This is a genomic window from Streptomyces drozdowiczii (genome assembly GCF_026167665.1).
In the GTDB taxonomy this organism is placed as follows: Bacteria; Actinomycetota; Actinomycetes; order Streptomycetales; family Streptomycetaceae; genus Streptomyces; species Streptomyces drozdowiczii_A.
The window spans coordinates 385,667-410,876 of sequence record NZ_CP098740.1 but is presented as its reverse complement, the minus strand read 5'-3'; the positions used below and the strand labels follow the sequence as shown (position 1 = coordinate 410,876).

The following is a 25,210-nucleotide window of genomic DNA, read 5'->3' as shown; positions in this document are numbered from 1 at the left end:
GGTGGCCGAGACCCGCCCGGCCGTCCTCGTCCTGCGCGCCCTCGGCCTCGGCGACCTGCTGGCGGCGGTGCCGGCGCTGCGGGGCGTACGACGCGCCTTCCCGGAGTACGAGACGGTGCTCGCCGCTCCGGGCAGCCTGGCGGCGGCGGTCCGGGCCACCGGAACCGTGGACGTCCACTTCGCCACGCCCGAGAACGGCCGCCAGGTCCCCTCCCTGGAGCACTGGCCGGGCCCGCCGCCCGCCGTCGCCATCGACCTGCACGGCAACGGGCCCCTGAGCCACGACGCCCTCGCCGCGCTCGGACCGGGCCGGACGCTCTCCTTCGCCCGCCCCGAGGCGGACCACCCCGACCCGCCCCGCTGGCGGCGCGACGAGCACGAGCGGCTGCGCTGGTGCCGCTTCCTGACCGCGTACGGCATCCCCGCCGACCCGGCGGACGTCCGCGTGCCGCCGCCCGCCGCGCCCTCCGCGGCACCGGGCGCCGTCGTCCTCCACCCCGGCGCCGACGCCCCGGCCCGCCGCTGGCCCGCCGAGCGCTACGCGGCCGTCGCGGCGGCGCTCCGGGACGCCGGACACCGCGTCGTCGTCAGCGGCGGCCCCGGTGAGGAGGAGCTGTGCGCCGAGGTCGCCGGACGCGCCGGACTCGGCCCCGCCGACGTGCTCGCGGGCACCCTCACCTTCGACGGCCTCTCCGCGCTCGTCGCCCACGCCGCGCTCCTCGTCAGCGGCGACACCGGGCCCGCCCACCTCGCCTACGCGCACGGCACCCGGTCCGTGACCCTGTTCGGCCCGGTCCCGCCCTCGCTCTGGGGCCCGCCCCCGGACCGCCGGCACACCGCGCTCCGGCACCCGGGCCCGCCCGGCGACCCCCACGCCGCCACCCCGGACCCGCTGCTCCTGCGCATCACCGTCGACGAGGTGCTGGGCAGTGCCCTCGCCGCGCTGCACCGGGGCGGGGCGGCGAAGGAGGCGGCCGGGCATGGCTGAGCCGACCCCGGAACCGTCCGGCCGGGAGGGAAGGACCACCGTCGCGATCATCACCCGGAACCGCCGGGAGAGCCTGCTCAGGACCCTGGACCGGCTGGCCGCCCTGCCGGAGAGACCGCCCGTACTCGTGGTCGACAACGGATCGACGGACGGCACCGGCGAGGCGGTACGGCGCCACCCCGGCGGAGCCCGGCTGCTCTCCCCGGGCCGCAACACCGGCGCCCTCGGCCGCAACCTCGCCGCGCGCCGGGCCACCACCCCCTACGTGGCCTTCAGCGACGACGACTCCTGGTGGGAGCCGGGCGCCCTCAAGACCGCCGAAGCCCTCTTCGACACCTACCCGAAGCTGGGCCTGCTGGCCTCCCGCACCCTGGTCCACCCCACGGGCGAACCGGACCCGCTCAACCACGTACTCGCCGCCTCGCCGCTCCCCGGCCGCGCCGATCTGCCCGGAACGCCGGTGCTGGGCTTCCTCGGCTGCGCGGCGGTCGTCCGCCGCTCCGCCTTCCTCGACGCGGGCGGCTACGACGGCCTCCTCTTCTTCGGCGCGGAGGAGACCCTGCTCGCCTACGACCTCACGGCCGCGGGCTGGGGCGTCGTCTACGAACCCACCCTGGTCGCCCACCACGGCCCCGACCCGGGGGAGCGGCCCGGTCGCACCATCGCCGTGCTCCGCAACTCGCTCCTCACGGCCTGGCTGCGACGGCCCCTCCCGGTCGCCCTGCGCGAGACCGCCCGGCTGGCCGGCGCCTGGGCCCGCGGCCGGCCCGGCGCCGGCCCCGCCCTGGGCCAGGCCCTGGCACGGCTCCCCGCGGCTCTGCGCCGGCGCAGCGAGCTGCCGCCCTGGGTCGAGAGCCAGATCCAGCTCCTGGAGAGCGCCCTGTCGAACGGAGACGGCCCATGAGCCCCGGCGCCCCGACCGCACCCGACCCCCGGGTCACGGTGGTGATCATCACCCGGGACCGCCGCGCCGAGCTGCTGCGTACCCTGCGCCTGCTGAGCCGGCTCCCGGAACGGCCGGCCGTCGTCGTCACGGACAACGCCTCACGGGACGGCACGGCCGAGGCCGTCGCACGGGACTTCCCGGACGTGCGGCTGCTCACCCCCGGCCGGAACCTGGGCGCCGTAGGCCGGAACTTGGCCGTCCGCCACGTCCGTACCCCGTACGTGGCCTTCTGCGACGACGACACCTGGTGGGACCCGGGCGCCCTGCGCATCGCGGCCGACCGGCTCGACGCCCACGAGCGCCTGGCGGCTGTCACCGCGCGGATCGTGGTCGAGCCCGCGGGCGAGGACGACCCCGTGGTCGCCGAGCTGCGCGACTCACCGCTGACCGGTCCGCCCTGGCTCCCCGGCCCCGCGATCGGCTCGTTCCTCGCGGCGGCGACCGTGATGCGCACCGAGGCGTTCCGGGAGGCCGGCGGCTTCCACCCGGGGCTCTGGCTCGGCGGCGAGGAGGAGCTGATGGCCACCGACCTGATGCGGGCCGGCTGGTGGCTCGCGTACGTCCCCGAGATGGTCATCCACCACGCCGCGTCCACCGTCCGCGACAGCACCGCCCGGCGCGTCCTCGGACTGCGGAACACGCTCTGGTTCACCTGGCTGCGCCGCCCGGCCGGCTCCGCGCTCCGCCGCACCCTCTACCTGCTGACCACCGTGCCCCGGGACCGTGCCTCGCTGCGCGCCTTCGCCCGTGCCGGGCGGGGCCTGCCCTGGGTGCTGCGCCAGCGCAGGCCCGTACCACCCGAGATCGAACGGCGGCTGGCGGCCCTGGAGCGGGCGCAGCGGCAGGGGACCGCGCGGCGCTACGTCGGCTGACCGGCCGTCTCCTGGAGCGCCTGCCTGCGCACCTCCGCGCAGCACTGGGCGATCAGCCGGGAGACGTGCATCTGCGAGAGGCCCAGCGTCTCGGCGATCCGGTCCTGGGTCATGTCGCGGAAGAACCGCAGGTAGAGGATGGTGCGCTCGCGCTCCGGCAGGCTGCGCAGCCCCGGCTTCACGGCCTCGCGGTCGACCGCCACGTCCAGCGCGTGGTCGCACAGCCCCAGGGTGTCGGCGAGGCAGGACCCGTCGTCGGCCCTGGGCATCTCGGCGTCCAGCGACAGCGTGCGGTAGCTGTCCAGGGCCTCCAGACCGGCCCGGACGTCCTCGGTGCAGAGCCCTGTCACGCCCGCGATCTCGGCCTCGGTCGGCAGCCGTCCGCCCAGCGTCTGGGCCAGGTCGCGGCGGGCCACCCGCACCTGGTTGCGCAGGTCCTGGACCCGGCGCGGCACATGGACGTCCCAGGTGTGGTCGCGGAAGTGGCGCTTGAGCTCGCCGACCACGGTGGGGATGGCGTACGTCTCGAACGCCTTGCCGCGCCCCGGGTCGTACCGGTCGACCGCCTTGACGAGGCCGATCGCCGCCACCTGGCGCAGATCGTCCAGCGGCTCACCGCGGTCGCGGAAGCGCGAGGCCAGCCGGTGGGCCATGGGGAGCCAGGCGCAGACGGTCGCGCGGCGCAGCTCGTCCTTCTCGGGGCCGTCGGGCAGGGCCCGCAGACGGTGGAAGGACGCCGATTCCGCCGGTACGTCCTGGTGTCGCGCGGGGACAGTCTGTCGGGCACCGGCCATGGTGTTCACTCCTCGGCGTCGCCTGTCAGAACCGCCGTGGAAGCCTCCGCCGGACAGGCGGCACCCGGAGCGAAGCTCCCACGGGCGCGCCTCTGGTCCGAAGCACCCCTGGCCCATTCCCGTACAAATCACCTTCAAACATGCGCGCGCCGCGCATCTGGCCGACGGCCTCCGGCTCAGGCGACCGGCGTCAGCGCGGGCACGGGCACCGGGGCGGCCACCGGCTCCTGGGGCAGGACGGGCCGGTCCGCCCCGGCCCGCTTCCGAGCGACCACGCGGCCGCGCAGCCCGCCGGCCGCGATGGCGCCGGCGATCAGCAGCCCGCCGGCGACCAGCGCGCCCCGGGCGCCCGCGAACTCGACCAGCAGCCCGAGCAGGGGAGGGCCCGCCAGCTGCCATCCCGTGCTCGCGCTGCGCCAGACGCCGAGCACGCGACCGCGCATCTCGGGCTCGGGCTCGGTCTGGAGCACGGTCGACCCGGCCGTGTCGGACACGGACTCCACGACCGCCATGGGGATGACCAGGGCGATGAGCACCATGAGCCCGGGGGAGAGGCCCGCTACGACCTGGAGGAGCCCGCCGCACGCGGCGAGGACGCCCACCAGGCGCACGGTCGGGTTGCGCAGCCGCCCGGCGACCACGGCGCCCAGGATGCCGCCGACGGCCAGCACGGTGGAGACCGTGCCGAAGTCGCTCTCGTCGGCGCCGAGCGGGCCGATGACCAGCACGGCGAGCGTCAGCTGGTAGTTCCGGCCGAAGATCGAACTCACCGCGGTGATCCCGGCCAGGGCGACCAGCCCCGGCTTCCCGAGGAAGTAGGCCACCCCGGCCCGTGCGTCCCCGCCGGCCGGTGGCCGTCGCGCGGGGGCCGGACGCTTCCCGGGGGACGGTCGCCGGACCGGCGCCGCCTCCCCGGCGGGCCGCAGGAAGGGGATGACCGCGGTGACGCAGAGGAAGGAGATGCCGTTGACCACGTACGCCGACCCGGTGCCGAGCGTTCCGACGGCCACGGCGGCCAGCGCGGTACCCGCCAGCCGGCCGGCGCTGTGCACCATCGAACCGAGCGCGATGGCCGAGGGCACATCCGTCCGGGGCACGAGATCGTTGCCGAGGAGTGAGGTCGCGGGCCCGTCGATGGTGTTCACGATGCCGGTGATCGCCGCGAGGACGAGCAGTACGGGCATGTTCAGCAGCCCGGCCCCGATCAGGGCGGCCGTCGAGAACGCGATCACGGCGAGCACCGCCTGACTGACCGCCGCGGTGACCTTGAGCGGCCAGCGGTCCACCACGGCACCGCCGAAGACCCCGAGCAGCAGTCCCGGACCGGCCTGGACGGCGAGGGACAGGCCCGTCGCCGCGGCCGAACCGGTGATCTGGAGCACCAGCAGGTTCTGCACGGTGAGCTGCATCCACGCCCCGGTGTTCGACACCAGGTTGGCGGCGGACCACCAGCGCATGCTGGGCACGGCCAGGCAGCGCCAGGGGCTGCTGTCGCGGCGGCGCGTCTTCCGGGCGGACTCGGTAACGGAGGCGGCAGGAGGCACGGGGGAGCACATTTCCGACGGGGGCGGTGGAGCAGCACGCGTCGGATTACGGAACGGTGTCTCGGTAATGCCTCGGCTGCGAAAGGCCGACGGACAACTGCCCGTCGGCGCGTTTCATCTTCACAAACATCGTGCCGAGGCACCGGCCGGGGCGCTCGCCCGCCCCGCTCCGAAGCCCCGGAAGCCCAGGCGCCGCAAGGGATTTCGGGTGCTGGTGGGTTTCCTCACACCGAGCCGGTCAGCGATCCGAGACCGTGAAGAGCGCGCCCTCCGGATCGCAGAGCACGAACGCCGTCCCCGGCAGCCCGTCCACCGGCGTCGCCTCGCCCCCGGCCGCCACCGCGGCCTCCGCCGCCCGCTCGCTGTCGGGGACCAGGAAGTCCACGATCCAGCGCGCCCGCACCCTGGGGTCCGTGGCGTTGTCCACCCCGCCGCCACGCAGCGTCACCACGGTGTGCCCGCCCGCCCGTACGAGGACGCGGTCCTCCGCGTAGTCCACGGCGCACCTGCTCCGCGGCTTCGCCCAGCCGAAGACCTCCGCGTAGAAGATGGCCGCCTCGAAGGCGTGGTGCGACTGGAGATCCACCCTGGCCGGGGCGCGCGGCCCGTCGGCCCAGACGGGGGCCGGGCCCTCCCAGAACCCGAAGACGGCACCCTCCCGGTCGGCGGCGATCGCCGCCCGCCCCTCGCCCAGCGGCAGCGGACCCACGGCGAGCGTGGCCCCGCGCTCCCGGATGCGGTCGGCCGTACCGTCCGCGCCCGCCACCGCGAAGTACGGAATCCAGGCCGGAGGCGGGCCACCGCCCGGGCAGCCGATGCCGGCGACCGGCCTGTCGTGCGCAGACGCCAGGACGAAATCGTCGCCCAGGCTGCTGTCGTGGAACTCCCAGCCCATCACCCGGGCGTAGAAGGTCCGCGCGGCCCGCAGATCGTGGGTCGTGAGACTCACCCAGCACGGCGCTCCCGCGACGGGTGTCTTCCAGTCCAGACTCGGCATGCGGCGCTCCTTCGCCAGGGTCCTCTAGAACGATGCGCCCGCGCCCCGGCCCGCGCACGCGCTCACCCGGACGTCCGCACCCGATTCCGCACCGGGCCGGCCGCCGGGGGAGCCGGTCAGCTGGTCAGGACCTGCGGCGAGACGACCTTGATCATGGCGTTGGCCCAGCGCTGCTGGCGCAGGGTCTGCGGGTGGCAGCGCTCCGTCAGGTCGAGCAGTTCCCGATCGCGGGCGGCCTGGGCCGTCTGGGCCAGCAGCTCCCAGTCGACGGAGACGGCCGCCGCCTTCAGATAGGTGTCGCGCAGGTCCCGCAGGAGCAGCAGCCCGGTCTCGGGACGCCGTCCGACGAGCTCGCCGCCCTTCTCCCGCAGCCAGGCGGCGGCCGGGGACTCCTCCTTTGGTTCGGGGTCCAGGTTCACGCCGTGGCCGGCGGCCGCCTCCGCCAGTTCCCGTACGTGCTGCCGCGACCAGGCGGCCAGATCGCGGGCGACATGGTGCACCTCGTGGTCGGTGGAGTGCGTGCTGGAGAGCCGCATCAGCCGCACCGCGAGCGCGTTCTCCCCGTGGTGCACCTCCTTGAGGACCAGGTCCAGCTTCATCGGATCTCCTCCCGGTACGCGTGCGGCTCCTCGTCCGCCCGGCCCGCGCCGCCGCCCGTGGTCGCGGGCACGGCCGCACCGGCCACCGGGGCCGATGCGGTGGTGGTGGGCGCCGGGGCGGGGGAGCCGGTGGGCCCGAGCCGGCGCAGCCGGGCGGCGGCCGTCTTGAACAGCGGCTGCTTGGAGACCGGGTCCCACGCCGTGGCAGTCAGTTCGTTGCCGGCGCGGCCGTCGCCCTTCGGCTCGAACCCGCCGTCGGTGTCCCAGTAGCCGTAGTGGAACGGCAGGAACAGCACCCCGTCCCGGATGCCGCTGACCCGCGCCGCCGCCCGGACCGTGCCGCGCGGCGTGGCGACCTCCACGAGGTCGCCCTCCTCGATACCGTACGAGGCCGCGTCATCGGCGGAGACCTCCACCCACACCTCCGGGGCGGCCGCCTGGAGCTGGGGCGCCCGGGCGGTCCTGGTCCGGGTGTGGAAGTGGTAGAGCGTCCGCCCGGTGATCAGGGAGAACGGATACTCCTCGCCGGGCGGCTCGTGCGGCGGCAGATATGCGGCGGCCTTGACGACCGCCTTCGCCGACGGGTTCATCGCTCGGTACTCGGTCTCCTCCACCGGCGCCCCGGTCACCAGATCCCGCCCGTAGCTCTCGCAGTGGTCCGCGTCGCTCCAGAACCGGCCGTCCGCGTACAGCCGCTCCGTACCGTACGGATGCCGCTCGTTGCACGGCCACTGGATGCCGCTCCCGCCGCGCAGTTTCGCGTACGTGATGCCCGTGTAGTCGCACGGACGCCCCCGGCTGCACTCCTTCCAGCCCTCGAACGCCGCCTCCGGGTCGCTCCACGGGACCAGCGGGCCGCCGTCCTTGTCCCGCAGGCCGAGCCGGCGCGCGAAGTCGCAGAAGATGTCCAGGTCCGGCTTGGCCTGCCCCGGCGGTTCGACCGCCTTCTCCGACAGGTGCACCGTGCGGTCCGCGTTGGTGAAGGTGCCCGTCTTCTCGCCCCACACCGCCGCCGGCAGGACCACGTCGGCCAGCTGCGCGGTCTCGGTCAGGAAGGCGTCCTGCACGACGAGGAACAGCCGTTCCTGCGCGAGCACCGAGCGGATGCGCCGCAGCTCCGGCAGCGACACCGCCGGGTTGGTGCCGCTGACCCACAGCATCCGGATGGAGCCCTCCTCCACGTACCGGAACATCTGCATCGCGTGCGTGGGCGGGCCGTAGTGCGGAACCTGGAGCGGGTCCAGGTTCCACAGGCGGGCCAGCTCGGCCATGTGCGCGTCGTTCTCCCAGTTGCGGAACCCCGGCATGTCGCCGTTGGCCCCGCACTCGCGGGTGTTCTGCGCGGTCGGCTGGCCGTTCATCTGGAGGATCCCGCAGCCCGGTTTGCCGAGCATGCCCCGCACCAGGTGCAGGTTGTTGACCTGGACCGAGGCCGCGGTGGCCTGGTGGGACTGGTAGAAGCCCTGGAGCACCGTCGACAGCAGCCGCTCGGCCGTGCCCAGCAGGCGGGCGGCCTCCCGGATCCGCTCGGCGGGGACCCCGCAGATGTCCGCCACACGCTCGGGCGTGTAGGCGTCCAGCCGCTTCGTCAACTCGTCGAAACCGACGACGTTGCGGTCCAGGTACTCCGGGTCGGTCCAGCCGTTCTCCACGATCTCCCGGAGCAGACCGTTCATCAGGGCCACGTTGGTCCCCGGCCGGGGCGCCAGGTGCACGGTCGCCGCCCGCGCCACCGGGGTGGGGCGCGGGTCGACGCAGATCACGGCCGGCGGGTTCGGCCCGGCCAGCCGGTCCAGCACACGCGTCCACAGCACGGTCTGCGTCTCCGCCATGTTGTGCCCGAACAGCGCGATCGTGTCCGCGTGGTCGATGTCGGTGTACGAGCCGGGCTGCCCGTCGCTGCCGAAGGACTCCTTCAGCGCCTCGGCCGCCGTCGACGTGCACAACCGGGTGTTGCCGTCCAGGTGGTTGGTGCCGATGCCGCCCCGGGCGATCAGCGTCAGCGTGTAGTACTCCTCCGAGAAGAGCTGGCCCGAGGTGTAGAACCCCACCGCCGACGGCCCCTGCTCATCGAGGAGTTCCTCGGTGCGCCGCACCACCCGGTCCATAGCGGTGTCCCAGTCGCTCTCCACGAGCCTGCCGCCGCGGTCGCGCACCAGGGGGCGGGTGAGCCGGTCGGGGGAGCCGTTGGCCTGCCAGCCGAACAGGTCCTTCGGGCCGAGCCGCCCGTGGTTGACCCGGTCCTCGGCCCGGCCGCGCACCCCGACGATCCGGCCGTCCTTCACGGCGATGTCGAGCCCGTCCCCGTTGGAGTGCAGGATCGCCGCCGACTGCACCCACCGCTCGACCTGATCCGGGGTGACCCCCTCCGCGAGCCGGGTGTCCACCCGTACGGGCCAGGGCTCACCGGGACCGTAGGGGGTCCGGGTGCCCCAGGGCTGGGCGATGCGGTCCGTGCGTGTCATGCGTACTCCTCAGATCCGGCCGGTGCGGGCGCCGCCGGCGAGCAGCGCCGAGCCGTCCTCGCCGGGTGTCAGGTCGTCCAGCAGGGCCTGGCAGCCGGCCACCAGGCTGCCCAGCGAGGCGCGGGCGTCGGGGCCCGGCCCGCGCAGATGCCGCTTGGCCTCGGCCAGGGCGCGCCGGGCCTCGGCGAGCTGGTCCGCGCGATGTTCCAGGCAGTCGTCGTCCGGCCCCTGCTCCATGATCGTCGCGTCGGCCGCGCACACCTCCGACGCGGCGGCCATGACGGCGCTCAGGTCGTCCAGCGACGGGCCCGGCGGGCGGGGCAGGCCGCGCTGCTCCGACGCGGTCTCCCAGAGCGTCAGCGTCAGGGCCAGCAGGCGGTTCACCACCTGCGCCCAGACGACGTCCCACCGCTCGGAGGGCGAGGGGGTGCTCCGGCGCATCCGGTGGCCCGGGTTGAAGCGGAAGCTCTCCGTCGCCCAGCCGCGCGCCGCGCGGAGGTCCGAGAGCGCGCCGGGCAGCTCCCCGGCGGCCCGGTGCCAGCGCTCCGCCCGCTCCTCGTCGTACTCCTCGACCAGCCCCTCGCTCAGCTCGCGCAGCAGCCGTGAGCAGTCCCTCGGCAGCGCGCACGCGAGGGTCCGCACATGCAGCGAGTGCACCGGCGGCAGGACGATCGCGTTCACCGCGATCCCGACGACGGCCCCCACCACCGTTTCCAGCAGCCGGTGTCCGACGGCGGACAGCGAGTACGTCCCGTAGGCCAGGACGAACAGGGCGGTGGTGGGTGCGTACAGACCCTGCTCGCCGACCGGCAGCCAGTTGCCGAGCAGCACGGTGAGCGGCAGGGCGATCAGCATGGCCGTCATGGTGTTGCCGGTGACCGCCGCGGCGCCCGCGGCGAGCAGGGTGCCGGCGGCCATCATCGCGATCAGTTCGACCGCCGAGCGCAGCGACCGGTAGACGGTCCCCTGCACGAGGGCGACGGCGGCCCAGGGGGCCATCAGTGCCATCGGCGCCGCCAGCCACCACCCCGTGAGCGCCCAGGCGAGGGCGGCAGCGGCGGCGGCCTTCAGGGACTGCACCAGCTGGTACCGGCCGGGAAGGCGTACATCGGAGGTCAGCGCCCCCCACCGCTCCCGCACGGCTGCCGCCTTCCCACTCCCCAGCACCGACAACCCTCCCTGTACGCGAATGATCCGGGCGAGCGGTGGGTCAGCCCTCGCGCCCCTGCTCCTCCTCCTCGTCCGTGGTGTGCACGGCTGCCTCCTCGGCCGAGGCCGCGCCGCCGTCGATGCCCACGTCGTCGGCGTAGACGTCGGTGCGCCGTCCCGGTACCTCGTCCGCCGCGCTCAGCCGGCCCGAGCGGGTCTCGCCCCCCTCCGGCTCCAGCGGTTCGCCCTCGCCGTCCTCCAGGTCACCGATGCCGTCGCCGTCCGGCGGCTCGACGTCCTCGACCTCCTGGGCCAGGCGCTGGTCGAGGGATTCGCCGCGGCGCTCCTCCTCGCCCGTGGTGCCGTACTTGTCGACGCCGAGGGGGCGCTCCGGCGGCGAGTAGCCCTCTTCCATCTGGTCGTCCAGGCCGCGCTCGCCCAGCGTGTTCTCCAGGTCGAGATCGTCGTTGGGCGGGTCCTGGCCGTCGTCCTGCGGCTGGTAGACGTCGTCGCCGCGTGCCTCTGTCGGCATGATTCGTCCTTCCGTCGGAGGCGTCATGGATGCCGGGGCGGCCGCGGACGGCCGCCCTTCGCACCCTGCGAGTGCCCTTCCGGGCACGGGGAAAACACGCCTTTTGTCACTCTATGTGCGCGGCTCGTCCGCGTCCTCCTGGGCCTCTTCGTTCGGGGTCAGCGCATCCCCGGCCTCGCTGTCCCCGCCGTGCCGCTCACGGGTGTCGGCCACGTCCGCCTCGGCCTCTTCCGCCTCCCGGACGACCTCCTCGGCGGCGGTCCGCGGCGGCTTCTCGTGCTCTCGGTCCTGGTGGTTCATGCGTCTCCTCGTGTCGGTGCCGGTCTCCCGGACTCCTCCCGCGCGTGCCCTGCGCCGGGCCGGCTACGCGCGCCGGCCCGGTGAGGTGTCAGAGCGCGGGCGTGAAGCGGTCCCAGGCGCGGTGACCTGCGAGGAGTTCCGTGACGCCGTCCAGCACCGTGGACGCGGCCCCGCCCGCCACGACGCCCGGGGCGTCCGAGGCGACACCGGCCTTCTCCAGCACCGTCGCCCCGTCGCCGCAGGCCCCGACGGCCTTGCCGTGCCGGAACGCCTCGGTGACCAGCAGCAGGACGCGCGGGTCCACACCGGTGGACCGGGCCCCGTCGTCGGTCTTGGCGTCACGCGCCCCGTAGGCGTCCGGGGCCGGGGCGGGCGCCCCCGCCAGCACGATCGCGTCGAACTCGATCGACCGGGCGGTGGTGAACGTGCGCTGCACGGTCACCGGGTCGTCGTCGGGGCCCAGCTTGCCGCCCGAGGGCGCGATGACCAGGGGGACCATCCCGGCGTCGAGGACCGCGCCGCGCGCCTGGCGTACGGCGTCCAGGCCGCTCTCGCCGTCCGTGACGATGCCGACGACCCGCCCGTCGACCGGCCAGGTGCGCCCCAGCTGGGACAGCGCGGCGCTCGGCTCCGGGGAGGCCAGCGGCACGGTCGCCTCCGGCGCCGGCAGACCCAGGCCCTGGGCGACGTGCGCGCACAGCTGCGGGTCGATGTTGGCGAGCACCCGGAGCCCGCGCTCCTTGACCGCCTGGTCCCAGCACTTGCCGAGCTCGAAGGTGTACGCGGCGGTGATGTGCTCCCGCTCGGTGGGCGTCATGCTCAGCCAGAACAGCCGGGCCTGGCTGAAGTGGTCGTCGAACGAGGCCGCCGCGTCCCGCACCTTCCGGGCCGCCGGGACCTCGACGGGCACCTCGATGTAGGCACCGGTGTCCGCGCCGGCGGTGAACGGGCAGCCGCCGTCCAGCGAGTTGGGCCGGTACGGGGCCACACCCCGGTGCACCGCCGTCTGGTGCATCCCGTCGCGCAGCATGTCGTTGACCGGCGCGTGGGTGCGGTTGATCGGCAGCTGGGCGAAGTTGGGCCCGCCGAGCCGGGTGATCTGGGTGTCGACGTACGAGAAGAGCCGCCCCTGCATCAGCGCGTCGTTGGTGACGTCGATGCCCGGCACCAGGTGGCCGACGTGGAAGGCGACCTGCTCCGTCTCGGCGAAGTAGTTCGACGGATTGGCGTTCAGCGTCATCAGCCCGATCGGCTTGACCGGTGCCAGCTCCTCCGGGACGATCTTCGTCGGGTCGAGCAGGTCGATGCCCTCGAACATCTGGTCCTCGGTGTCCGGGAAGGTCTGCACCCCCAGCTCCCACTGGGGGAAGGCGCCCGCCTCGATCGCGTCGGCCAGGTCCCGGCGGTGGAAGTCCGGGTCCATGCCGCAGGCGATCTGGGCCTCCTCCCACACCTGCGAGTGCACGCCCAGCTTCGGCTTCCAGTGGAACTTCACCAGCGTGGTCGCGCCCTCGGCGTTGACCAGCCGGAAGGTGTGGACGCCGAAGCCCTCCATCATCCGGTACGAACGCGGGATGCCCCGGTCCGACATGTTCCAGAGGGTGTGATGGGTCGCCTCGGTGTGCAGCGTGACGAAGTCCCAGAACGTGTCGTGGGCGCTCTGCGCCTGCGGGATCTCCCGGTCCGGGTGCGGCTTGCCCGCGTGGATGATGTCGGGGAACTTGATCGCGTCCTGGATGAAGAAGACCGGGATGTTGTTCCCGACCAGGTCGAAGACGCCCTCGTCGGTGTAGAACTTCGTCGCGAAGCCCCGGGTGTCGCGCACCGTGTCGGCGGAACCGCGCGAGCCGAGCACGGTGGAGAAGCGGACGAAGACCGGCGTCTCGGCGCCCTCGGCGAGGAACGCGGCCTTCGTGATGCCCGCTGCCGCGCCGTACGCGCGGAAGACCCCGTGGGCGGCGGCACCACGCGCGTGTACCACCCGCTCCGGGATGCGCTCGTGGTCGAAGTGGGTGATCTTCTCCCGCAGGTGGTGGTCCTGGAGCAGCACCGGGCCGCGGGGGCCGGCCTTCAGCGAGTGGTCGGTGTCGTACAGCCGGGCGCCCTGCGCGGTGGTGAGGTAGGCACCGCCCTGGGCCACCTTGTCCTGGTCGGCGCCGGTCGGCTGCCCGGTCGGGCTCACGGTCTCGGGACCGCGCTGGTCGTGCTTGGGCGGCAGCGGCCCGCGCGGCTTCGTGGGCTCGTCGATCTGGGCGGGCTCGGGACCGGGGGCGCCGGGGATCTCGTTGTCGCTCACTGGATTCCAATCTCGTGGGGGGAGGAGCAGCGCCGCGCGGAGTGGTCGGCACGCGCTGGGGACGGCATCGCCCGACCACGCGTACCCTCTGGTCCCCGGCCGGACACCTCGGTTGAGCCATCCGCATCGGCGACCCGTTCCAACGGGCGACGCGCCGTCCTCCGGCCGTCCTCCGGCCGTCTGCCGGGGGACGGACCGGGTATACGGGCCCCGTGAAAGCTCCCCGAACCACGCCCGAGAGCCCGGACGCCCCGACGAGCCTCAAGAAGGACCTCACCACCTGGCTGCTCTACTTCTTCATCCTCGGAGACGTCCTCGGCGCCGGGGTCTACGTCCTGGTCGGCGAGGTCGCGGCCGATGCCGGCGGCGCCGTCTGGGTGCCGCTCCTGGTGGCGCTGTGCCTGGCCCTGCTGACCGCCGCCTCGTACGCGGAGATGGCCACGAAGTACCCGCGCGCGGGCGGCGCCTCCCACTACGCGACGCTGGCCTACGGGCCCTTCACCGGCTTCCTCGCCGGGTTCTGCATGCTCGCGGCCGGGGTGGTCTCGGTGGCGGCCCTGGCCCGGGGGTTCGCCGGTGACTACCTCTCAGAATTCGTCACGCTCCCGCTGGTCCTGGTGACCGTCGTCTTCCTGGTGGCCCTCGCGCTGCTCAACGCCCGGGGCATCAGCGAGTCGACCCGGGCCAACGCCGTCGCCACCGTCATCGAGGTCAGCGGCCTGCTGCTGGTGATCGGACTCGGCTGCTGGATCGTGCTGCGCGGCGACGGGGACCTGGGCCGGCTCACCGACCTCGGCACCGAGAGCGAGGGGCCCGTCCTGGCCGTACTGAGCGGCGCGGTCCTCGCGTACTACTCCTTCGTCGGCTTCGAGACCTCCGTCAACGTGGCCGAGGAGACGCGCGACCCCCGCCGCTCCTATCCGAGGGCCCTGTTCGGCGCGCTGATCACCGCCGGCGCCGTCTACGCCCTGGTCGGCGCCGCCGCCGCGGCCGCCGTGCCGACGGAGAAGCTGGCCGAGTCCAGCGGGCCGCTGCTCGAAGTCGTCCGCACCGCCGGATCCGTGCCCACCTGGCTGTTCAGCGCCATCGCCCTGGTGGCCGTGGCCAACGGGGCGCTCCTGACCGGCATCATGTCCTCGCGGCTGGCGTACGGCATGGCCCGCGACGGGCTGCTGCCGCGCTTCCTGACGGCCGTGCTCCCGGGCCGGCGCACCCCGTGGGCGGCGATCGCCGCGACGACCGCCCTCTCGCTGCTGCTCGCGCTGACCGGCGACGTCTCCACGCTCGCCTCGACCCTGGTCCTGCTGCTCCTCGTCGTCTTCTTCCTCGTCAACACGTCGCTGCTCGTGCTCCGTCGCGACCCGGGCCGCCCCGGCCACTTCAGGGCCCCGACCGCGGTGCCCGTCCTCGGCGCCGCCTCCTGCGTCGGGCTCGCGACTCAGATCGAGGGCGACGTATGGCTACGGGGCCTCGCGGTCCTCGCCGTGGGCGCCGCCCTCGGTGCCGTCGCCGCGCTGCGACTGCGCCGGGCCGGCTGAACAGGGCGGCCAGTAGGCTGACTTCGTACACGCGAGCGACTAGGGGGCAGGGTGCGTGACAGAGCCACGGACGGCCGGGTGATTCCTCCGGTGGCCGGGCGGCCCTGGTGGGCGGCCAACGAACTGCTCGCATTCCTCCTGGAAATGGCGGCGCTGGCCTGCCTCTTCTGGTGGGGGTTCTCCCTCGCCGGCAATCCGGCGGCCCAACTGCTCCTGGGCACCGCCGTCCTCGCCGCGGCCATCGTGCTGTGGGCGCTGTTCGCCGCACCGCGCGCCCGGTTCCGCCCGCCGCTCGTGGGGGTCCTGGCGGTGAAGGCCGCGGTGCTCGGCGGGGGAGCGCTCGCGCTGTACGGGGTCGGGCACCCGGTCGCCGCTGCGGTGCTGGGCGCCGTCGTCGTGGTCAACACGGCCCTGGCGGAGACCTTCCGGCACCGGCCCGCCCCCGCCGCCTGACCGAGGGCCCGGCCTACCGGGGGCGGTTTCCGGCGGGCGCGGCCGGGCAGCCGACCCGTGAAGTCGGTAGCGTGGACATAACGACGACGACCGGGCGCCCCAGGGATTGAGGCCCGCGGAAGCACCACCGGCGCGTCCGCGCCGGGTCCTGCCCGCCGCCCGGGAAGGGACGGCCGCACATGTGCCGATGGCTGGCCTATTCCGGCACGAGTGTCGTGCTCAGCGATCTCCTCTACAAGCCGGAGCACTCGCTCATCGACCAGAGCCTGCACTCCACCATGGGCGTGGAGACGACCAACGGGGACGGCTTCGGGGTCGGCTGGTACGGGCCCGAGCAGGAGACGCCCGCGATCATCCGCGACACCGGCCCCGCCTGGAACAACCGCAACCTGCGGGAGATCGCGAGCCACATCCGCTCGCCGCTGTTCTTCGCGCATGTGCGGGCGTCCACGGGCACCGCCATCCAGCAGACCAACTGCCACCCCTTCCGGCACGGCCGCTGGATGTGGATGCACAACGGCGCGATCGCGGACTTCCACCGGCTGCGGCGCGACCTCTCGCTGGCGCTCGACCCGGCGCTGTTCTCGGCCCTGGAGGGGTCCACGGACTCCGAGGTGATGTTCTACCTCGCGCTGACGTTCGGGCTCGACCAGGACGTGCCGGGTGCCGTGGCCAGGATGGCCGGGCTGATCGAGCGCGTGGGCCGCGACGAGGGCGTGGAGCATCCGCTCCAGATGACCGTCGCGGTGTCCGACGGCGAGCGGCTGTGGTCGTTCCGCTATTCGAGTCTCGGCAAGTCGCGTTCGCTGTTCTACAGCAGCAGGGCGGAGACCGTGCGCGCCCTCCACCCGGACCTGGACTTCCTGCGGGGCGTGTCCGACAGCACCCGGCTGGTGGTGTCGGAGCCGCTGGGCGGACTGCCCGGGGTGTGGAAAGAGGTGCCGGAGAGCAGCTACGGGGTCGTGCAGCCGGGCGAGGACGAGTTCCGGCCGTTCGCGCCCGAACCCGTGTGAAGACCCCAGCCCATGTGAAGGCCGCCCGGAGAGAGAGCCGGGCGGCCTTCGCGGGGTGCCTCAGCCGGCGAGCGCGGCGTCGACCTCCTTGAGGAACGGGTCCAGGTCGCCCGGGTTGCGCGAGGTGATGAGCTTCCAGCCGCCGGACTCGTCCGTCACGACCGGCTCGTCCACCCAGTCACCCCCCGCATTGCGTACGTCGGTCTGCAACGAGGCGTACGAGGTGAGCCGCTTGCCCTTGACGCTCCCGGTCTCCACCAGCATCCACGGTCCGTGGCAGATGGCCGCGATCGGGCGCCCGGAGCCGGTGAACGACCGCACGATGTCGCAGGCCGGGCCCTGGAGCCGCAGCGTGTCGGCGTTCAGCGTGCCGCCCGGTACGAGCAGCAGGTCGTAGCCGGCCGGGTCGACGTCGTCCAGCGTGAGATCGGGGCGTACGGACTTGCCGGGGTCCTTGTCGCCGACCAGCGTCTCGATGTCGTCCTTCTTCAGGGCGGCGACATCGACCCGCACACCGCGCTCGCGCAGATGGCCGAGCGGCACGAGGAGTTCGTCCTGCTCCACGCCGTAGTTGGTGACGATGGCCAGCACCTTGCCCTTGCTGCCGTTGTCGCTCATCTTCTGCCGTCCTTCCGTCCTACGGGGAACACGCCCGGTGACGTGGCTTCCGGGTCGCAGCCTCTGGGTTCCCCGCACGGGCCCGCTCATTCATGTAGCGGCATCGGCGGCGCGCGCACATGGTGGGAGAGCGGCTTTCGAGCGGACGTACGAGGAGTGACACGATGGCCGGTCGGACGGTTGGACCCACGCTTCCCGGGGCCCGCGGCGCGCTCTCGGCGGCGGTCCTCGCCCATCTCCGGGGCGACGGCCCCCTGCCCGCCCCCACCCTGGCGGACGCGGCCGAGCCCTACGGCGACGACCTCCAGCTCGCCCTGTACCTCTGCTACGAACTCCACTACCGGGGCTTCGAGGGCGTGGACCCCGCCCTCGAATGGGACCCCGCGCTGCTGGCGGTCAGGGCGGCCCTCGAACGCCGCTTCGAGTCCGCGCTGCGCCAGGACGTCCCGCTCGGGGCCGGTCTGGACGACACCCTGGACGCGCTGCTCGTCGAGCCGGTCGACGGCACGGGCGTGTCGTACTTCCTCCAGGAACACGCCACACCGGACCGCCTACGGGCCTACGCCGCCCAGCGCTCCCTGTACCACCTGAAGGAGGCCGACCCGCACGCCTGGGTGCTGCCCCGGCTCAGCGGGCGCGCCAAGGCGGGCATGGCCGCGATCGAGTACGACGAGTTCGGCGCCGGCCGCGCCGACCGCGTCCACGCCCGGCTGTTCGCCGACCTGATGACGGACCTGGGCCTGGAGACGGCGTACGGCCACTATCTGGACCGGGGCCACGCCGAAATGCTGGCCCTCGTCAACCTCATGTCCCTGTTCGGCCTGCACCGGCGGCTGCGGGGCGCCCTGGTCGGACACTTCGCCGCCGTCGAGATCACCTCGTCCCCCGCCTCCCGCCGCCTCGCCCTCGCCATGAAACGGGCGGGCGCCGGACCCGCCGCCGAGTTCTTCTACACCGAACACGTCGAGGCGGACGCGGTCCACGAACAGGTCGTGCGGCACGACGTCGTACGGGGGCTGCTGGACGACGAACCCGGCCTGGAGCCGGACATCGTCTTCGGAATCAACACCACCGGCTTCCTGGAGGACCGCCTCGCGGCCCGCCTGCTGACGGACTGGGGTGCCGCCCCGGACACGCCCTAGACCTCGCCCAGCAGTCGGCGCAGCTCACGCGTGCTGCCCCGGCCCCTCGCCCGTACGATCTGCGCCGCGACGGCGCTCAGCTTCCGGTTCGTGCGCTGGGAGAGCGCGCGCAGGACGTCGAACGCCCGGCCCGGGTCGCAGTCCAGCAGGTGGGTCACGATGCCGATGGCCTGGTCGATCACGGCCCGTGACACCATCGCCGTCCGCAGCTGCCGCGCCTCCGCCTCGGCTCCGGTACGGGCGTGCGCGCGCAGTAGCCCGTCGACCGTCTCCTCGGCCAGCACCCCGACCGCCTCGCGGGCCGCCGCCGTCGGCCGCCACGGCCGGAACGCGTACAGGGTGACCGTCGCCGTGACGCCCTCCGCCAGGACCGGCACCGCCGCGCAGGCGCGCAGCCCCCGTGCCAGCGCCGCCACCCGGAAGGTCGGCCATCGCGCGTCCGCGACGAGATCGGTGACCGCGACCGGGTGAAGGGAGCGGGTGGCGTCGACGCAGGGGCCCTCGCCGGTCTCCTCCTGGAGAGCGGCCAGGGCCGCGAGATCCGGGTGGGTCGAAGCGCTGTGGGCTTCCCCGCCGGGGCACCGCAGAAACACCGTCGCGCCCCGGCACCCGGCCGAGCAGCGCATCGCCCGCAGGCCGAGCCGGACGAGCCACGGCGCCACGGCCGCGTCGTCGGTCACCGCACCCCTCAGCCGCGTCACCCTCAGCCTCCCTGGGAACCCCGGGCCCGGTCGCAGATCCGCCGCGCCGCTCTCCGCCGACGCACCGGCGATCGGCTAGCTTCGTCGTATGAACGGGCCACCGGAGGGCGAGAGCGGTCTTCAGGCCCTCGTCGCCCGCGCCCGGGAACTGCGCGCGGCCCGGGACCATCCTCCCGCCGAATACCCGGTCCTGCTCGACGCCGCCCTCGCGGAGCTGGACCACGCGATCGAAGCCCTGCGCCTGGCGGAGGACCCACCGGGACCGCCCAGGACCCCGGGCGCGAAGGCAGCGCCGTTCAAAGCCGTCTTCGACCACCTGCCGTGGCCCGTCGTCCTGACCGACGGGCAGACCGTGGTCCGCCGCCTCAACCGGGCCGCCGCCGAGCTGACCGGGCTCCACCCGGGGTACGCGGCGGGCCGGCCGCTCGCCGCGCTCCTGCGCCCCACCGACCGCGCCGCCCTCCGCGCCCACGCGGCGGCCGTGGCGGCCGGCGAGGGAGGCCGCAGCTTCCCGGTCCGCCTCCCCGGCCTGCCGGACGGCCCGCTGTACGCCACGCTCACCGGTATCGACACGCCGGGGGAGCGGGAGCTGCTGCTGGTGCTCGCACCGGCCCCCTTCACCACTGGCCGCCCCGCCGACCGGGCCGAGCCCTCGGCCGTCGTGCGCCAGGCCGAGCTGACCGGCCTCCTGGACCGCACGGCCCGCGCCCTCCTGGACCGCGAGCCCTCCGCGGCGGCCCTCGGAGCCGTCGCGGGGCTCCTGCGCGACGGCCTCGCGGACTGGGCGCTGCTCGACCTCGGGCCCCCGGACGAGCCGGTCCGGATCGCGGTCCACGGCCCCCCGGCGCCGGACGACGGAGGGCTCGAGAAGGCGTTCCTCCGGCAGGACCCGCGCGCCTGCCCCGTGGCCGCCGAGGTCATGGCCTCCGGCGCGGCGGCCGTGGAGCAGCTGACGGACGACCTGGAGAGGCTGGGCGCGGACGAGGACGGCGTGCCGCTCATGGTCCGCGCCGACGTCACCGCCCTGCTCTCCGTGGCGCTGACCGCGCCCGACGGCACGACGGTGCTGGGCGCGCTGACGCTGCTCCGGGGCGGTACCGGGCCGCCGTTCTCGCTGCTGGAGGCCGGCGCCGCGGAAATCGCGGCGGGCCACATGGCGCTCGTCGCGCGGCGGAGCGGCGTGCGCTGAGCGGCGGGCGCGGCCGACCGGGCGCGGAGAAAAACCCGCCGGTCAGGGGTGCCCGCGCCAGGAGGTGGCATACGGCGAAGTGAGGGAGGGCGGAAAGCGCCTCGGTGCGAGAGCGCCCGCCCCCCGGCCGATCGAGCATGGAGGAATGATGGTGCGGACTGTGGGTGTCGAGGAGGAGCTGCTGCTCGTGGACGAGCAGAGCGGCGAACCCAGAGCGCTGTCGACGGCCGTGCTGGCCCTGGCCGAGCGTCGCGCCGAGGGCGACTCGGCCTTCGAGGCGGAGCTGCACCGCCAGCAGCTGGAGTTCGCCACCGAGCCGCGCGCGGACATGCGGGAACTCGCGGAAGAGATCGTGCGCTCGCGGGCGGAGGCGGCCCGCAGTGCCGCCGAGGCCGGGGCAGCGGTCGCGGCACTCGCCACCTCCCCGCTGGCCGTCAGCCCGTCCATCGGCGAGGGCGAAAGGTACCGCTGGCTGGCCGACAAGTTCGGGCTGACCACGCAGGAGCAGCTGACCTGCGGATGCCATGTGCACGTCTCCGTGGAGTCGGACGAGGAGGGCGTCGCGGTCCTCGACCGCATCCGCCCCTGGCTCGCGGTGCTGCTCGCGCTGAGCTCCAACTCGCCCTTCTGGCAGGGCCAGGACACCGCGTACAGCAGCTACCGCAGCCGGGTCTGGGGCCGCTGGCCCTCGGCCGGGCCGATGGAACTGTTCGGTTCCGCCCGGCGTTACCACGACGAGGTCGAAGCCCTCGTCGCCACGGGCGTCCTGCGCGACAAGGGCATGATCTACTTCGACGCCCGGCTCTCGCACCGCTACCCGACCGTCGAGGTCCGGGTCGCCGACGTCTGCCTCGACCCCGCCGACGCGGCGCTGCTCGCCACCCTGGTGCGCGGCCTGGTCGAGACGGCCGCCCGGGCCTGGCGCGCGGGCGATCCGCCGGAGCCGTACGGGGTGGGCCTGCTCCGCATGGCCGCCTGGCAGGCCGGCCGCTCGGGCCTGGAGGGCGAACTGCTGCACCCCGCCACCATGCGCCCCGCCCCCGCGCCCGCCGTGCTGCACGCCCTGTTCACCCATGTGCGCGACGCGCTGGAGGACAGCGGGGACCTGGACACGGCCCGGGAGGGGATCGACCGGGTCCTGAAGAACGGCACGGGGGCGCGGATCCAGCGCGACGCGTTCGCCCGCACGGGCAGCCTCCACGACGCGGTCACGGAGTGCGTCAGCCGCACCCGCGGGTGACACGCCCGACGGCCTCCCACCCCGGAGGAGGGAGGCCGTCGGAGCGCTCAGGCGTCGTCGTCCGCGCACACCCGTACGGTGTGCAGCTCGGGGTCCGCCGGGTCCGGCAGGTTCATCCCCGCCTCCAGACCGGTCAGGAGATAGCGCAGCACCGGTTCCGTCAGCCGCTCGCCGGGCAGCACCACCGGGATGCCCGGGGGATACGGAGTGATCATCTCGGCGGCGACACGCCCCACCGCCTGCTCCACCGGGACGTCCTCGGTCGCGTGGAAGTAGGCGTCGCGCGGCAGCCTCGCCTGCTCCATCCGCAGCTCCGCCGGGGCCGGGACCGCCACCTCGGGCCCCCGGGGCAGCGAGGGGGCCTGCCGAGCGAGGTCGCGCAGCGCAGTCATCAGCCGCTTCGTCGTCTCGGCGTCGTCGGCGTGGGTGAGCTGCGCGCTGACCCGCCGGTGGTCCATCAGGTGCGTGTCCACATGGTGGTGTTCGCGCAGCCAGTCCGCCGCGAGATAGCCGGAGATCCCGAGCCCCGTGATGTCGATGACCACCGGCAGCGGGTCGAACTCGGCGCCGGCACCCGGACCGCAGAAGTCGTCGCCGTCGTTGACGTGCATCCCGTCGATCGACTCGATCTCCTCGCGCACCGAAGCGGCGAGGGCGAGGGCGCGCGACATCAGCGTGTGCCCCTCCAGCACCATCTGGCGCCGCCAGCCGTCCATGCCCGCGTACAGCAGTACGGAAGGGCTGGTCGTACCCAGCAGATCGGCGCGGGACGCCAGCGTGTCGTGGTCGATCAGGTCGCCCTGCAGATGGAACACCGACCCCTGTTCCAGACCGCTGCCCATCTTGTGGATGCTGGTGACGCAGACATCGGCACCGGCGTCCATCGCCCACGTCGGCAGGTCCGGATGGAACGGCAGATGCGCGCCCCACGCCTCGTCCACGACGAGCGGGCGGGAACGCCGGTGGCACACCTCGGCGATGGCCCGCAGATCGGCCGCCACCCCGTACGGCGTGGGGCTGGTGACCAGGGCGCCCTTCGCGTCCGGGTGCTCCTCGAAGGCCCGCTCGTACGCCTCCGGGGACGGCGGATGCGCCAGGTGGCGTTCGGTGTCCCACTGCGGTTCGATCCACACCGGCCGGATGCCCGAGAGGATGAGCCCGGAGATCACCGCCTTGTGGGCGTCCCGCCCCACCAGGAGCTTCTGGCCGTGCGCGGCGACGCTCAGCATCGCCGCCTTGACCGACAGGGAGCTGCCGCACGTCGAGAAGAACGCGTGCTCCGCGTGCACGGCGTCGGCCATCAGGACCTCCGCGCGTTGCAGCACCCCCGACCTCATCCGCCGGTCGTCGAGACCGCCGCTGGCCAGGACGTCCCCGAGGAACACGGCGTCGCCCAGCACGGCCCTGACCTCCGGCGCCGCGCCCCGGGCCTGTTTGTGCCCCGGGGGCGTGAAGCCCAGCTCGCCCTGCTGCCGGTAGGCGGCCAGGGCGTCGAGAACGGGTGCTTCCTCATGATTCTTCGGCATGTCCGCCGCCTTCCCGTGGTCCGCCCCGTCAACCCGTACGCCGTACGGCCTACGGGAGCGGCGTGCCGCCGGTCGCGTTCACGATCTCCCCGGTGATGAAACTCGCGTTGCCGGACGCGAGGAACACGTACGCCGGAGCCATCTCGGCGGGCTGGGCGGGCCGCCCCAGCGGACTCTGCTTCCCGAACTCCTTCGTGTCCGGCAGCGTCGCCGGAATCAGCGGCGTCCACACCGGCCCGGGCGCCACGGCGTTCACCCGGATGCCGTCGGACGCCAGCATCTGCGCGAGGCCCTGGGTGAACGTGACGATGGCGCCCTTGGTCATGGCGTAGTCCAGCAGATGCGGACTCGGCTTGTACGCCTGCACCGACGTGGTGTTGATGATGGACCCGCCCGCCGGGATGTGCGGCAGGGCCATCTTGCACAGCCAGAACATCCCGTACAGGTTGGTGCGCAGCACCCGGTCGAACTGCTCCGTGGAGATCGCGGAGATCCCGTCGGGCTGCGCCATCTGGTAGGCCGCGTTGTTGACGAGGACGTCGATCCGCCCGAACTCCTGCACCGCGCTGCCGATCAGGGCGCGGCACTGCTTCTCGTCCCGGATGTCGCACGCCTCGGTCAGCGCCTGCCGGCCCGCGTCCTCGACCAGCCGGGCGGTCTCCCGGGCCTCGTCCTCCTCGCTGTCGAGGTGGGTGATCAGCACATCCGCCCCCTCGCGGGCGAAGGCCAGCGCGACGGCGCGGCCGATCCCGGAGTCGCCCCCGGTCACCACGGCCTTGCGGTCCTTCAGGAGTCCATGGCCCCGGTAGGAGTCCTCGCCGTGGTCGGGCGGCGGGTCCATGGGGCCGGTCCAGCCGGGGTGCTCCTGCCCCTGCTGCGGGAAGTCGGGCTTCGGGAAGCGCTCGGTGGGGTCCTGGCCGGGTGTGCTCATGGGGCTCTTCTTCCGTTGCTGGTCGTGGGGGTCGGCCCGGGGGTTACCGGACGTCCTCGATGACGAATCCGCTCCGGGGCGCCGTCGGGACGCGGTGGAGCGGGATGGAGAGGTCCTGCTCCGGCACCCGGTACGCGAGGCCGGACAGCAGCACCGCGAGGGCGGAGAGCAGCGCCAGGGTGATGTCCTCGCCCGGGCAGCGGTGTCCCGCCGCCGGGTCGCCGCCGCCCTGCGGGACCAGCTCGTCGGGCCGCACCGGCGTGCCGTGGAAGCGCGCGGGGTCGAAGACGTAGGGCCGGGGCCACAGGTCCGGGTCGTGGTTCTGGCCGTACAGGTCGAGGAGCACCAGCGTCCCCGGCCGGATGGCGCGGCCCTCCCAGTCCAGCCGGTCCGCCGCGAGACCACCGATGAACGGGGCGAACGGGTAGAAGCGGCGGACCTCCTGCGCGAAGGCCAGGGCGAATGCGGGATCGCCGTCGCGGAGCGCCGCACGGTGCTCCGGCCACCGGTGCAGGGCGTGCGCCGCGAACACCGCGAACCAGCTCACCGCGACGGTCGGGCGCACGATGTTGAGCACCTCGACGGCCGCCGTCCGGGGATCGAGCAGCGCGCCGTCGGCATCGCGATGGTGAACGACGGTACGGAACGGGGTAGCGCGAACCGCGCTGTCGCCGCCGTCGCGTTCCCGCTCCACCAGGCGGGCCAGACGCCTCTCCTGCCGGCGCCGGGCGACCCGGGCGCGCAACTGCCGGGGCCCGGCCGACGCGAACCCGTCCACCATGGCCACCAGGTCACGCGCCACGCCGTCCGCCTCGCCCTCCGTCAGCGGCACCCCGGCCCACGCGTGGACGGCGCGGGTGAGCACCCCGGCCACCTCGTCGAACAGCACGACCCTGCCCCGGACCGCCCACCCGGCCACGGCGTCCTTCCACTCCAGGGCGACCCGGTCCGTCAGCGCCCGTACGCCCTCCGGATCTTTCAGCAGGTGGAGGAACATGCCCTTGCGCGCCCGGTGCGGCTCACCGTCCAGGGTGTGCACCGCCCCCTGGCCGAACAGCGTGTCGATGACCGGTTCCGGCAGCGCCCCCTGGCGGTGGATGTGCTCCTCGTCGTAGAAGAAGCGGACGGCGGCCGGCCCGTGCAGCGCGATCACCCGTTTGCCGAGCAGCCGGGTGCGGACCGGTGCTCCGCCGCTGCGCCGCCGACGGTCGGGCAGCCATGCGTAACCCTGGAGCAGGAGGGACAGGGTGCTGTCGGCCATGAACTCTCCGTAGAACAGGAAGGAGGTGCGCCCCGCCGTCGATCCTGGGCGCACCGGGACGGGCGCGCGACTCGGGGTCCGCTGGACGGCGCTGCGGCTGTGGTCCCAACCGGCAG

The 25,210-nt window shown here is 74.0% G+C and carries 23 protein-coding genes; 9 read left to right on the top strand and 14 right to left on the bottom strand.

Annotation, left to right across the window (positions count from 1 at the left end):
* Nucleotide 1 precedes the first annotated feature (1 nt).
* The 3 genes from NEH16_RS01920 to NEH16_RS01910 are packed head-to-tail and all read left to right on the top strand — an operon-like array spanning nt 2 to nt 2,806.
* Nucleotides 2-988 (top strand): glycosyltransferase family 9 protein, encoded by a 987-nt coding sequence (locus NEH16_RS01920; RefSeq protein WP_343299503.1) that lies wholly within the window; start codon nt 2-4, stop codon nt 986-988.
* Nucleotides 981-1,892: a glycosyltransferase family 2 protein gene (locus tag NEH16_RS01915; RefSeq protein WP_265538670.1), complete on the top strand. Its 912-nt coding sequence runs from the start codon at nt 981-983 to the stop codon at nt 1,890-1,892. The genes NEH16_RS01920 and NEH16_RS01915 overlap by 8 nt, the downstream gene beginning before the upstream one ends.
* A complete protein-coding gene (locus NEH16_RS01910; protein ID WP_265538668.1) occupies nt 1,889-2,806 on the top strand; it encodes a glycosyltransferase family 2 protein in 918 nt (305 codons plus the stop codon). The genes NEH16_RS01915 and NEH16_RS01910 overlap by 4 nt, the downstream gene beginning before the upstream one ends.
* On the opposite strand, the gene NEH16_RS01905 is transcribed toward NEH16_RS01910, so the two are convergent.
* From NEH16_RS01905 to NEH16_RS01865, 9 genes are all read right to left on the bottom strand, one after another.
* The gene (locus NEH16_RS01905) at nt 2,794-3,600 is read right to left on the bottom strand and encodes a SigB/SigF/SigG family RNA polymerase sigma factor (protein WP_265538666.1); all 807 of its coding nucleotides are present in this window, start codon (nt 3,598-3,600) and stop codon (nt 2,794-2,796) included. The two genes, NEH16_RS01910 and NEH16_RS01905, sit on opposite strands and share 13 nt — an antisense overlap.
* Nucleotides 3,601-3,776: 176 nt before the next feature.
* Complete coding sequence (locus NEH16_RS01900) at nt 3,777-5,057, bottom strand: MFS transporter (protein WP_374215710.1); 1,281 nt, start codon at nt 5,055-5,057, stop codon at nt 3,777-3,779.
* Nucleotides 5,058-5,382: 325 nt separating this feature from the next.
* Nucleotides 5,383-6,141, bottom strand: coding sequence for a VOC family protein (locus tag NEH16_RS01895; protein ID WP_265538662.1), 759 nt, complete (start codon nt 6,139-6,141; stop codon nt 5,383-5,385).
* 116 nt (nt 6,142-6,257) lie between these two features.
* Nucleotides 6,258-6,740: a hypothetical protein gene (locus NEH16_RS01890; RefSeq protein ID WP_265538661.1), complete on the bottom strand. Its 483-nt coding sequence runs from the start codon at nt 6,738-6,740 to the stop codon at nt 6,258-6,260.
* Complete coding sequence (locus NEH16_RS01885; RefSeq protein ID WP_265538659.1) at nt 6,737-9,205, bottom strand: molybdopterin oxidoreductase family protein; 2,469 nt, start codon at nt 9,203-9,205, stop codon at nt 6,737-6,739. The genes NEH16_RS01890 and NEH16_RS01885 overlap by 4 nt, the downstream gene beginning before the upstream one ends.
* 9 nt (nt 9,206-9,214) lie before the next feature.
* Complete coding sequence (locus NEH16_RS01880) at nt 9,215-10,345, bottom strand: aromatic acid exporter family protein (protein ID WP_265538657.1); 1,131 nt, start codon at nt 10,343-10,345, stop codon at nt 9,215-9,217.
* A gap of 70 nt (nt 10,346-10,415) precedes the next feature.
* The gene (locus NEH16_RS01875; protein ID WP_073967134.1) at nt 10,416-10,886 is read right to left on the bottom strand and encodes a DUF5709 domain-containing protein; all 471 of its coding nucleotides are present in this window, start codon (nt 10,884-10,886) and stop codon (nt 10,416-10,418) included.
* 111 nt (nt 10,887-10,997) lie between these two features.
* Entirely contained in the window at nt 10,998-11,186 is a 189-nt protein-coding gene (locus tag NEH16_RS01870; RefSeq protein WP_073967133.1) for a hypothetical protein, read from the bottom strand.
* Nucleotides 11,187-11,274: 88 nt separating this feature from the next.
* Nucleotides 11,275-13,482 carry a catalase gene (locus NEH16_RS01865; RefSeq protein WP_265538651.1) on the bottom strand — a complete coding sequence of 736 codons (2,208 nt, stop codon included), beginning with the start codon at nt 13,480-13,482 and terminating at the stop codon, nt 11,275-11,277.
* Between the two features lie 212 nt (nt 13,483-13,694).
* Here NEH16_RS01865 and NEH16_RS01860 point away from each other — a divergent pair, with 212 nt between their 5' ends.
* From NEH16_RS01860 to NEH16_RS01850, 3 genes are all read left to right on the top strand, one after another.
* Entirely contained in the window at nt 13,695-15,020 is a 1,326-nt protein-coding gene (locus NEH16_RS01860) for an APC family permease (RefSeq protein ID WP_265538649.1), read from the top strand.
* 90 nt (nt 15,021-15,110) lie between these two features.
* On the top strand, nt 15,111-15,473 hold the full coding sequence (locus NEH16_RS01855) for a YrdB family protein (RefSeq protein WP_265547029.1): 363 nt from the start codon (nt 15,111-15,113) through the stop codon (nt 15,471-15,473).
* 179 nt (nt 15,474-15,652) lie between these two features.
* The gene (locus NEH16_RS01850; protein ID WP_073967129.1) at nt 15,653-16,486 is read left to right on the top strand and encodes a class II glutamine amidotransferase; all 834 of its coding nucleotides are present in this window, start codon (nt 15,653-15,655) and stop codon (nt 16,484-16,486) included.
* A 60-nt stretch (nt 16,487-16,546) separates the two neighbouring features.
* Here the strand turns inward: NEH16_RS01850 and NEH16_RS01845 are convergent, their stop codons facing one another.
* On the bottom strand, nt 16,547-17,104 hold the full coding sequence (locus NEH16_RS01845; protein WP_265538646.1) for a type 1 glutamine amidotransferase domain-containing protein: 558 nt from the start codon (nt 17,102-17,104) through the stop codon (nt 16,547-16,549).
* Nucleotides 17,105-17,268: 164 nt separating this feature from the next.
* Between NEH16_RS01845 and NEH16_RS01840 the strand changes: the two genes are divergently transcribed.
* Nucleotides 17,269-18,246 (top strand): iron-containing redox enzyme family protein, encoded by a 978-nt coding sequence (locus NEH16_RS01840; protein WP_265538643.1) that lies wholly within the window; start codon nt 17,269-17,271, stop codon nt 18,244-18,246.
* On the opposite strand, the gene NEH16_RS01835 is transcribed toward NEH16_RS01840, so the two are convergent.
* Nucleotides 18,243-18,947, bottom strand: a complete 705-nt coding sequence (locus NEH16_RS01835) for a GAF and ANTAR domain-containing protein (RefSeq protein WP_265538641.1) — start codon at nt 18,945-18,947, stop codon at nt 18,243-18,245. The genes NEH16_RS01840 and NEH16_RS01835 overlap by 4 nt on opposite strands.
* Nucleotides 18,948-19,035: 88 nt before the next feature.
* Here NEH16_RS01835 and NEH16_RS01830 point away from each other — a divergent pair, with 88 nt between their 5' ends.
* Both NEH16_RS01830 and NEH16_RS01825 read left to right on the top strand, forming a co-directional pair.
* Nucleotides 19,036-20,136 (top strand): PAS domain-containing protein, encoded by a 1,101-nt coding sequence (locus tag NEH16_RS01830; RefSeq protein ID WP_265538638.1) that lies wholly within the window; start codon nt 19,036-19,038, stop codon nt 20,134-20,136.
* Nucleotides 20,137-20,284: 148 nt separating this feature from the next.
* Complete coding sequence (locus NEH16_RS01825; protein ID WP_265547028.1) at nt 20,285-21,376, top strand: glutamate--cysteine ligase; 1,092 nt, start codon at nt 20,285-20,287, stop codon at nt 21,374-21,376.
* 47 nt (nt 21,377-21,423) lie between these two features.
* On the opposite strand, the gene NEH16_RS01820 is transcribed toward NEH16_RS01825, so the two are convergent.
* The 3 genes from NEH16_RS01820 to NEH16_RS01810 are packed head-to-tail and all read right to left on the bottom strand — an operon-like array spanning nt 21,424 to nt 25,094.
* Nucleotides 21,424-22,902, bottom strand: coding sequence for an aminotransferase class I/II-fold pyridoxal phosphate-dependent enzyme (locus NEH16_RS01820; RefSeq protein WP_265538636.1), 1,479 nt, complete (start codon nt 22,900-22,902; stop codon nt 21,424-21,426).
* A 49-nt stretch (nt 22,903-22,951) separates the two neighbouring features.
* Complete coding sequence (locus NEH16_RS01815) at nt 22,952-23,833, bottom strand: SDR family oxidoreductase (RefSeq protein ID WP_073967122.1); 882 nt, start codon at nt 23,831-23,833, stop codon at nt 22,952-22,954.
* 43 nt (nt 23,834-23,876) lie between these two features.
* Complete coding sequence (locus NEH16_RS01810) at nt 23,877-25,094, bottom strand: cytochrome P450 (RefSeq protein ID WP_265538634.1); 1,218 nt, start codon at nt 25,092-25,094, stop codon at nt 23,877-23,879.
* Nucleotides 25,095-25,210 lie beyond the last annotated feature (116 nt).

What these genes read in the sequence shown, in the direction of transcription:
- NEH16_RS01915 (WP_265538670.1), top strand. Translation starts at nt 981, where the DNA reads ATGGCTGAGCCGACCCCGGAACCGTCCGGCCGGGAGGGAAGGACCACC.
- NEH16_RS01910 (WP_265538668.1), top strand. Translation starts at nt 1,889, where the DNA reads ATGAGCCCCGGCGCCCCGACCGCACCCGACCCCCGGGTCACGGTGGTG.
- NEH16_RS01905 (WP_265538666.1), bottom strand. Translation starts at nt 3,600, where the DNA reads ATGGCCGGTGCCCGACAGACTGTCCCCGCGCGACACCAGGACGTACCG.
- NEH16_RS01900 (WP_374215710.1), bottom strand. Translation starts at nt 5,057, where the DNA reads ATGCGCTGGTGGTCCGCCGCCAACCTGGTGTCGAACACCGGGGCGTGG.
- NEH16_RS01895 (WP_265538662.1), bottom strand. Translation starts at nt 6,141, where the DNA reads ATGCCGAGTCTGGACTGGAAGACACCCGTCGCGGGAGCGCCGTGCTGG.
- NEH16_RS01890 (WP_265538661.1), bottom strand. Translation starts at nt 6,740, where the DNA reads ATGAAGCTGGACCTGGTCCTCAAGGAGGTGCACCACGGGGAGAACGCG.
- NEH16_RS01885 (WP_265538659.1), bottom strand. Translation starts at nt 9,205, where the DNA reads ATGACACGCACGGACCGCATCGCCCAGCCCTGGGGCACCCGGACCCCC.
- NEH16_RS01875 (WP_073967134.1), bottom strand. Translation starts at nt 10,886, where the DNA reads ATGCCGACAGAGGCACGCGGCGACGACGTCTACCAGCCGCAGGACGAC.
- NEH16_RS01870 (WP_073967133.1), bottom strand. Translation starts at nt 11,186, where the DNA reads ATGAACCACCAGGACCGAGAGCACGAGAAGCCGCCGCGGACCGCCGCC.
- NEH16_RS01850 (WP_073967129.1), top strand. Translation starts at nt 15,653, where the DNA reads ATGTGCCGATGGCTGGCCTATTCCGGCACGAGTGTCGTGCTCAGCGAT.
- NEH16_RS01845 (WP_265538646.1), bottom strand. Translation starts at nt 17,104, where the DNA reads ATGAGCGACAACGGCAGCAAGGGCAAGGTGCTGGCCATCGTCACCAAC.
- NEH16_RS01840 (WP_265538643.1), top strand. Translation starts at nt 17,269, where the DNA reads ATGGCCGGTCGGACGGTTGGACCCACGCTTCCCGGGGCCCGCGGCGCG.
- NEH16_RS01830 (WP_265538638.1), top strand. Translation starts at nt 19,036, where the DNA reads ATGAACGGGCCACCGGAGGGCGAGAGCGGTCTTCAGGCCCTCGTCGCC.
- NEH16_RS01825 (WP_265547028.1), top strand. Translation starts at nt 20,285, where the DNA reads ATGGTGCGGACTGTGGGTGTCGAGGAGGAGCTGCTGCTCGTGGACGAG.
- NEH16_RS01820 (WP_265538636.1), bottom strand. Translation starts at nt 22,902, where the DNA reads ATGCCGAAGAATCATGAGGAAGCACCCGTTCTCGACGCCCTGGCCGCC.
- NEH16_RS01815 (WP_073967122.1), bottom strand. Translation starts at nt 23,833, where the DNA reads ATGAGCACACCCGGCCAGGACCCCACCGAGCGCTTCCCGAAGCCCGAC.
- NEH16_RS01810 (WP_265538634.1), bottom strand. Translation starts at nt 25,094, where the DNA reads ATGGCCGACAGCACCCTGTCCCTCCTGCTCCAGGGTTACGCATGGCTG.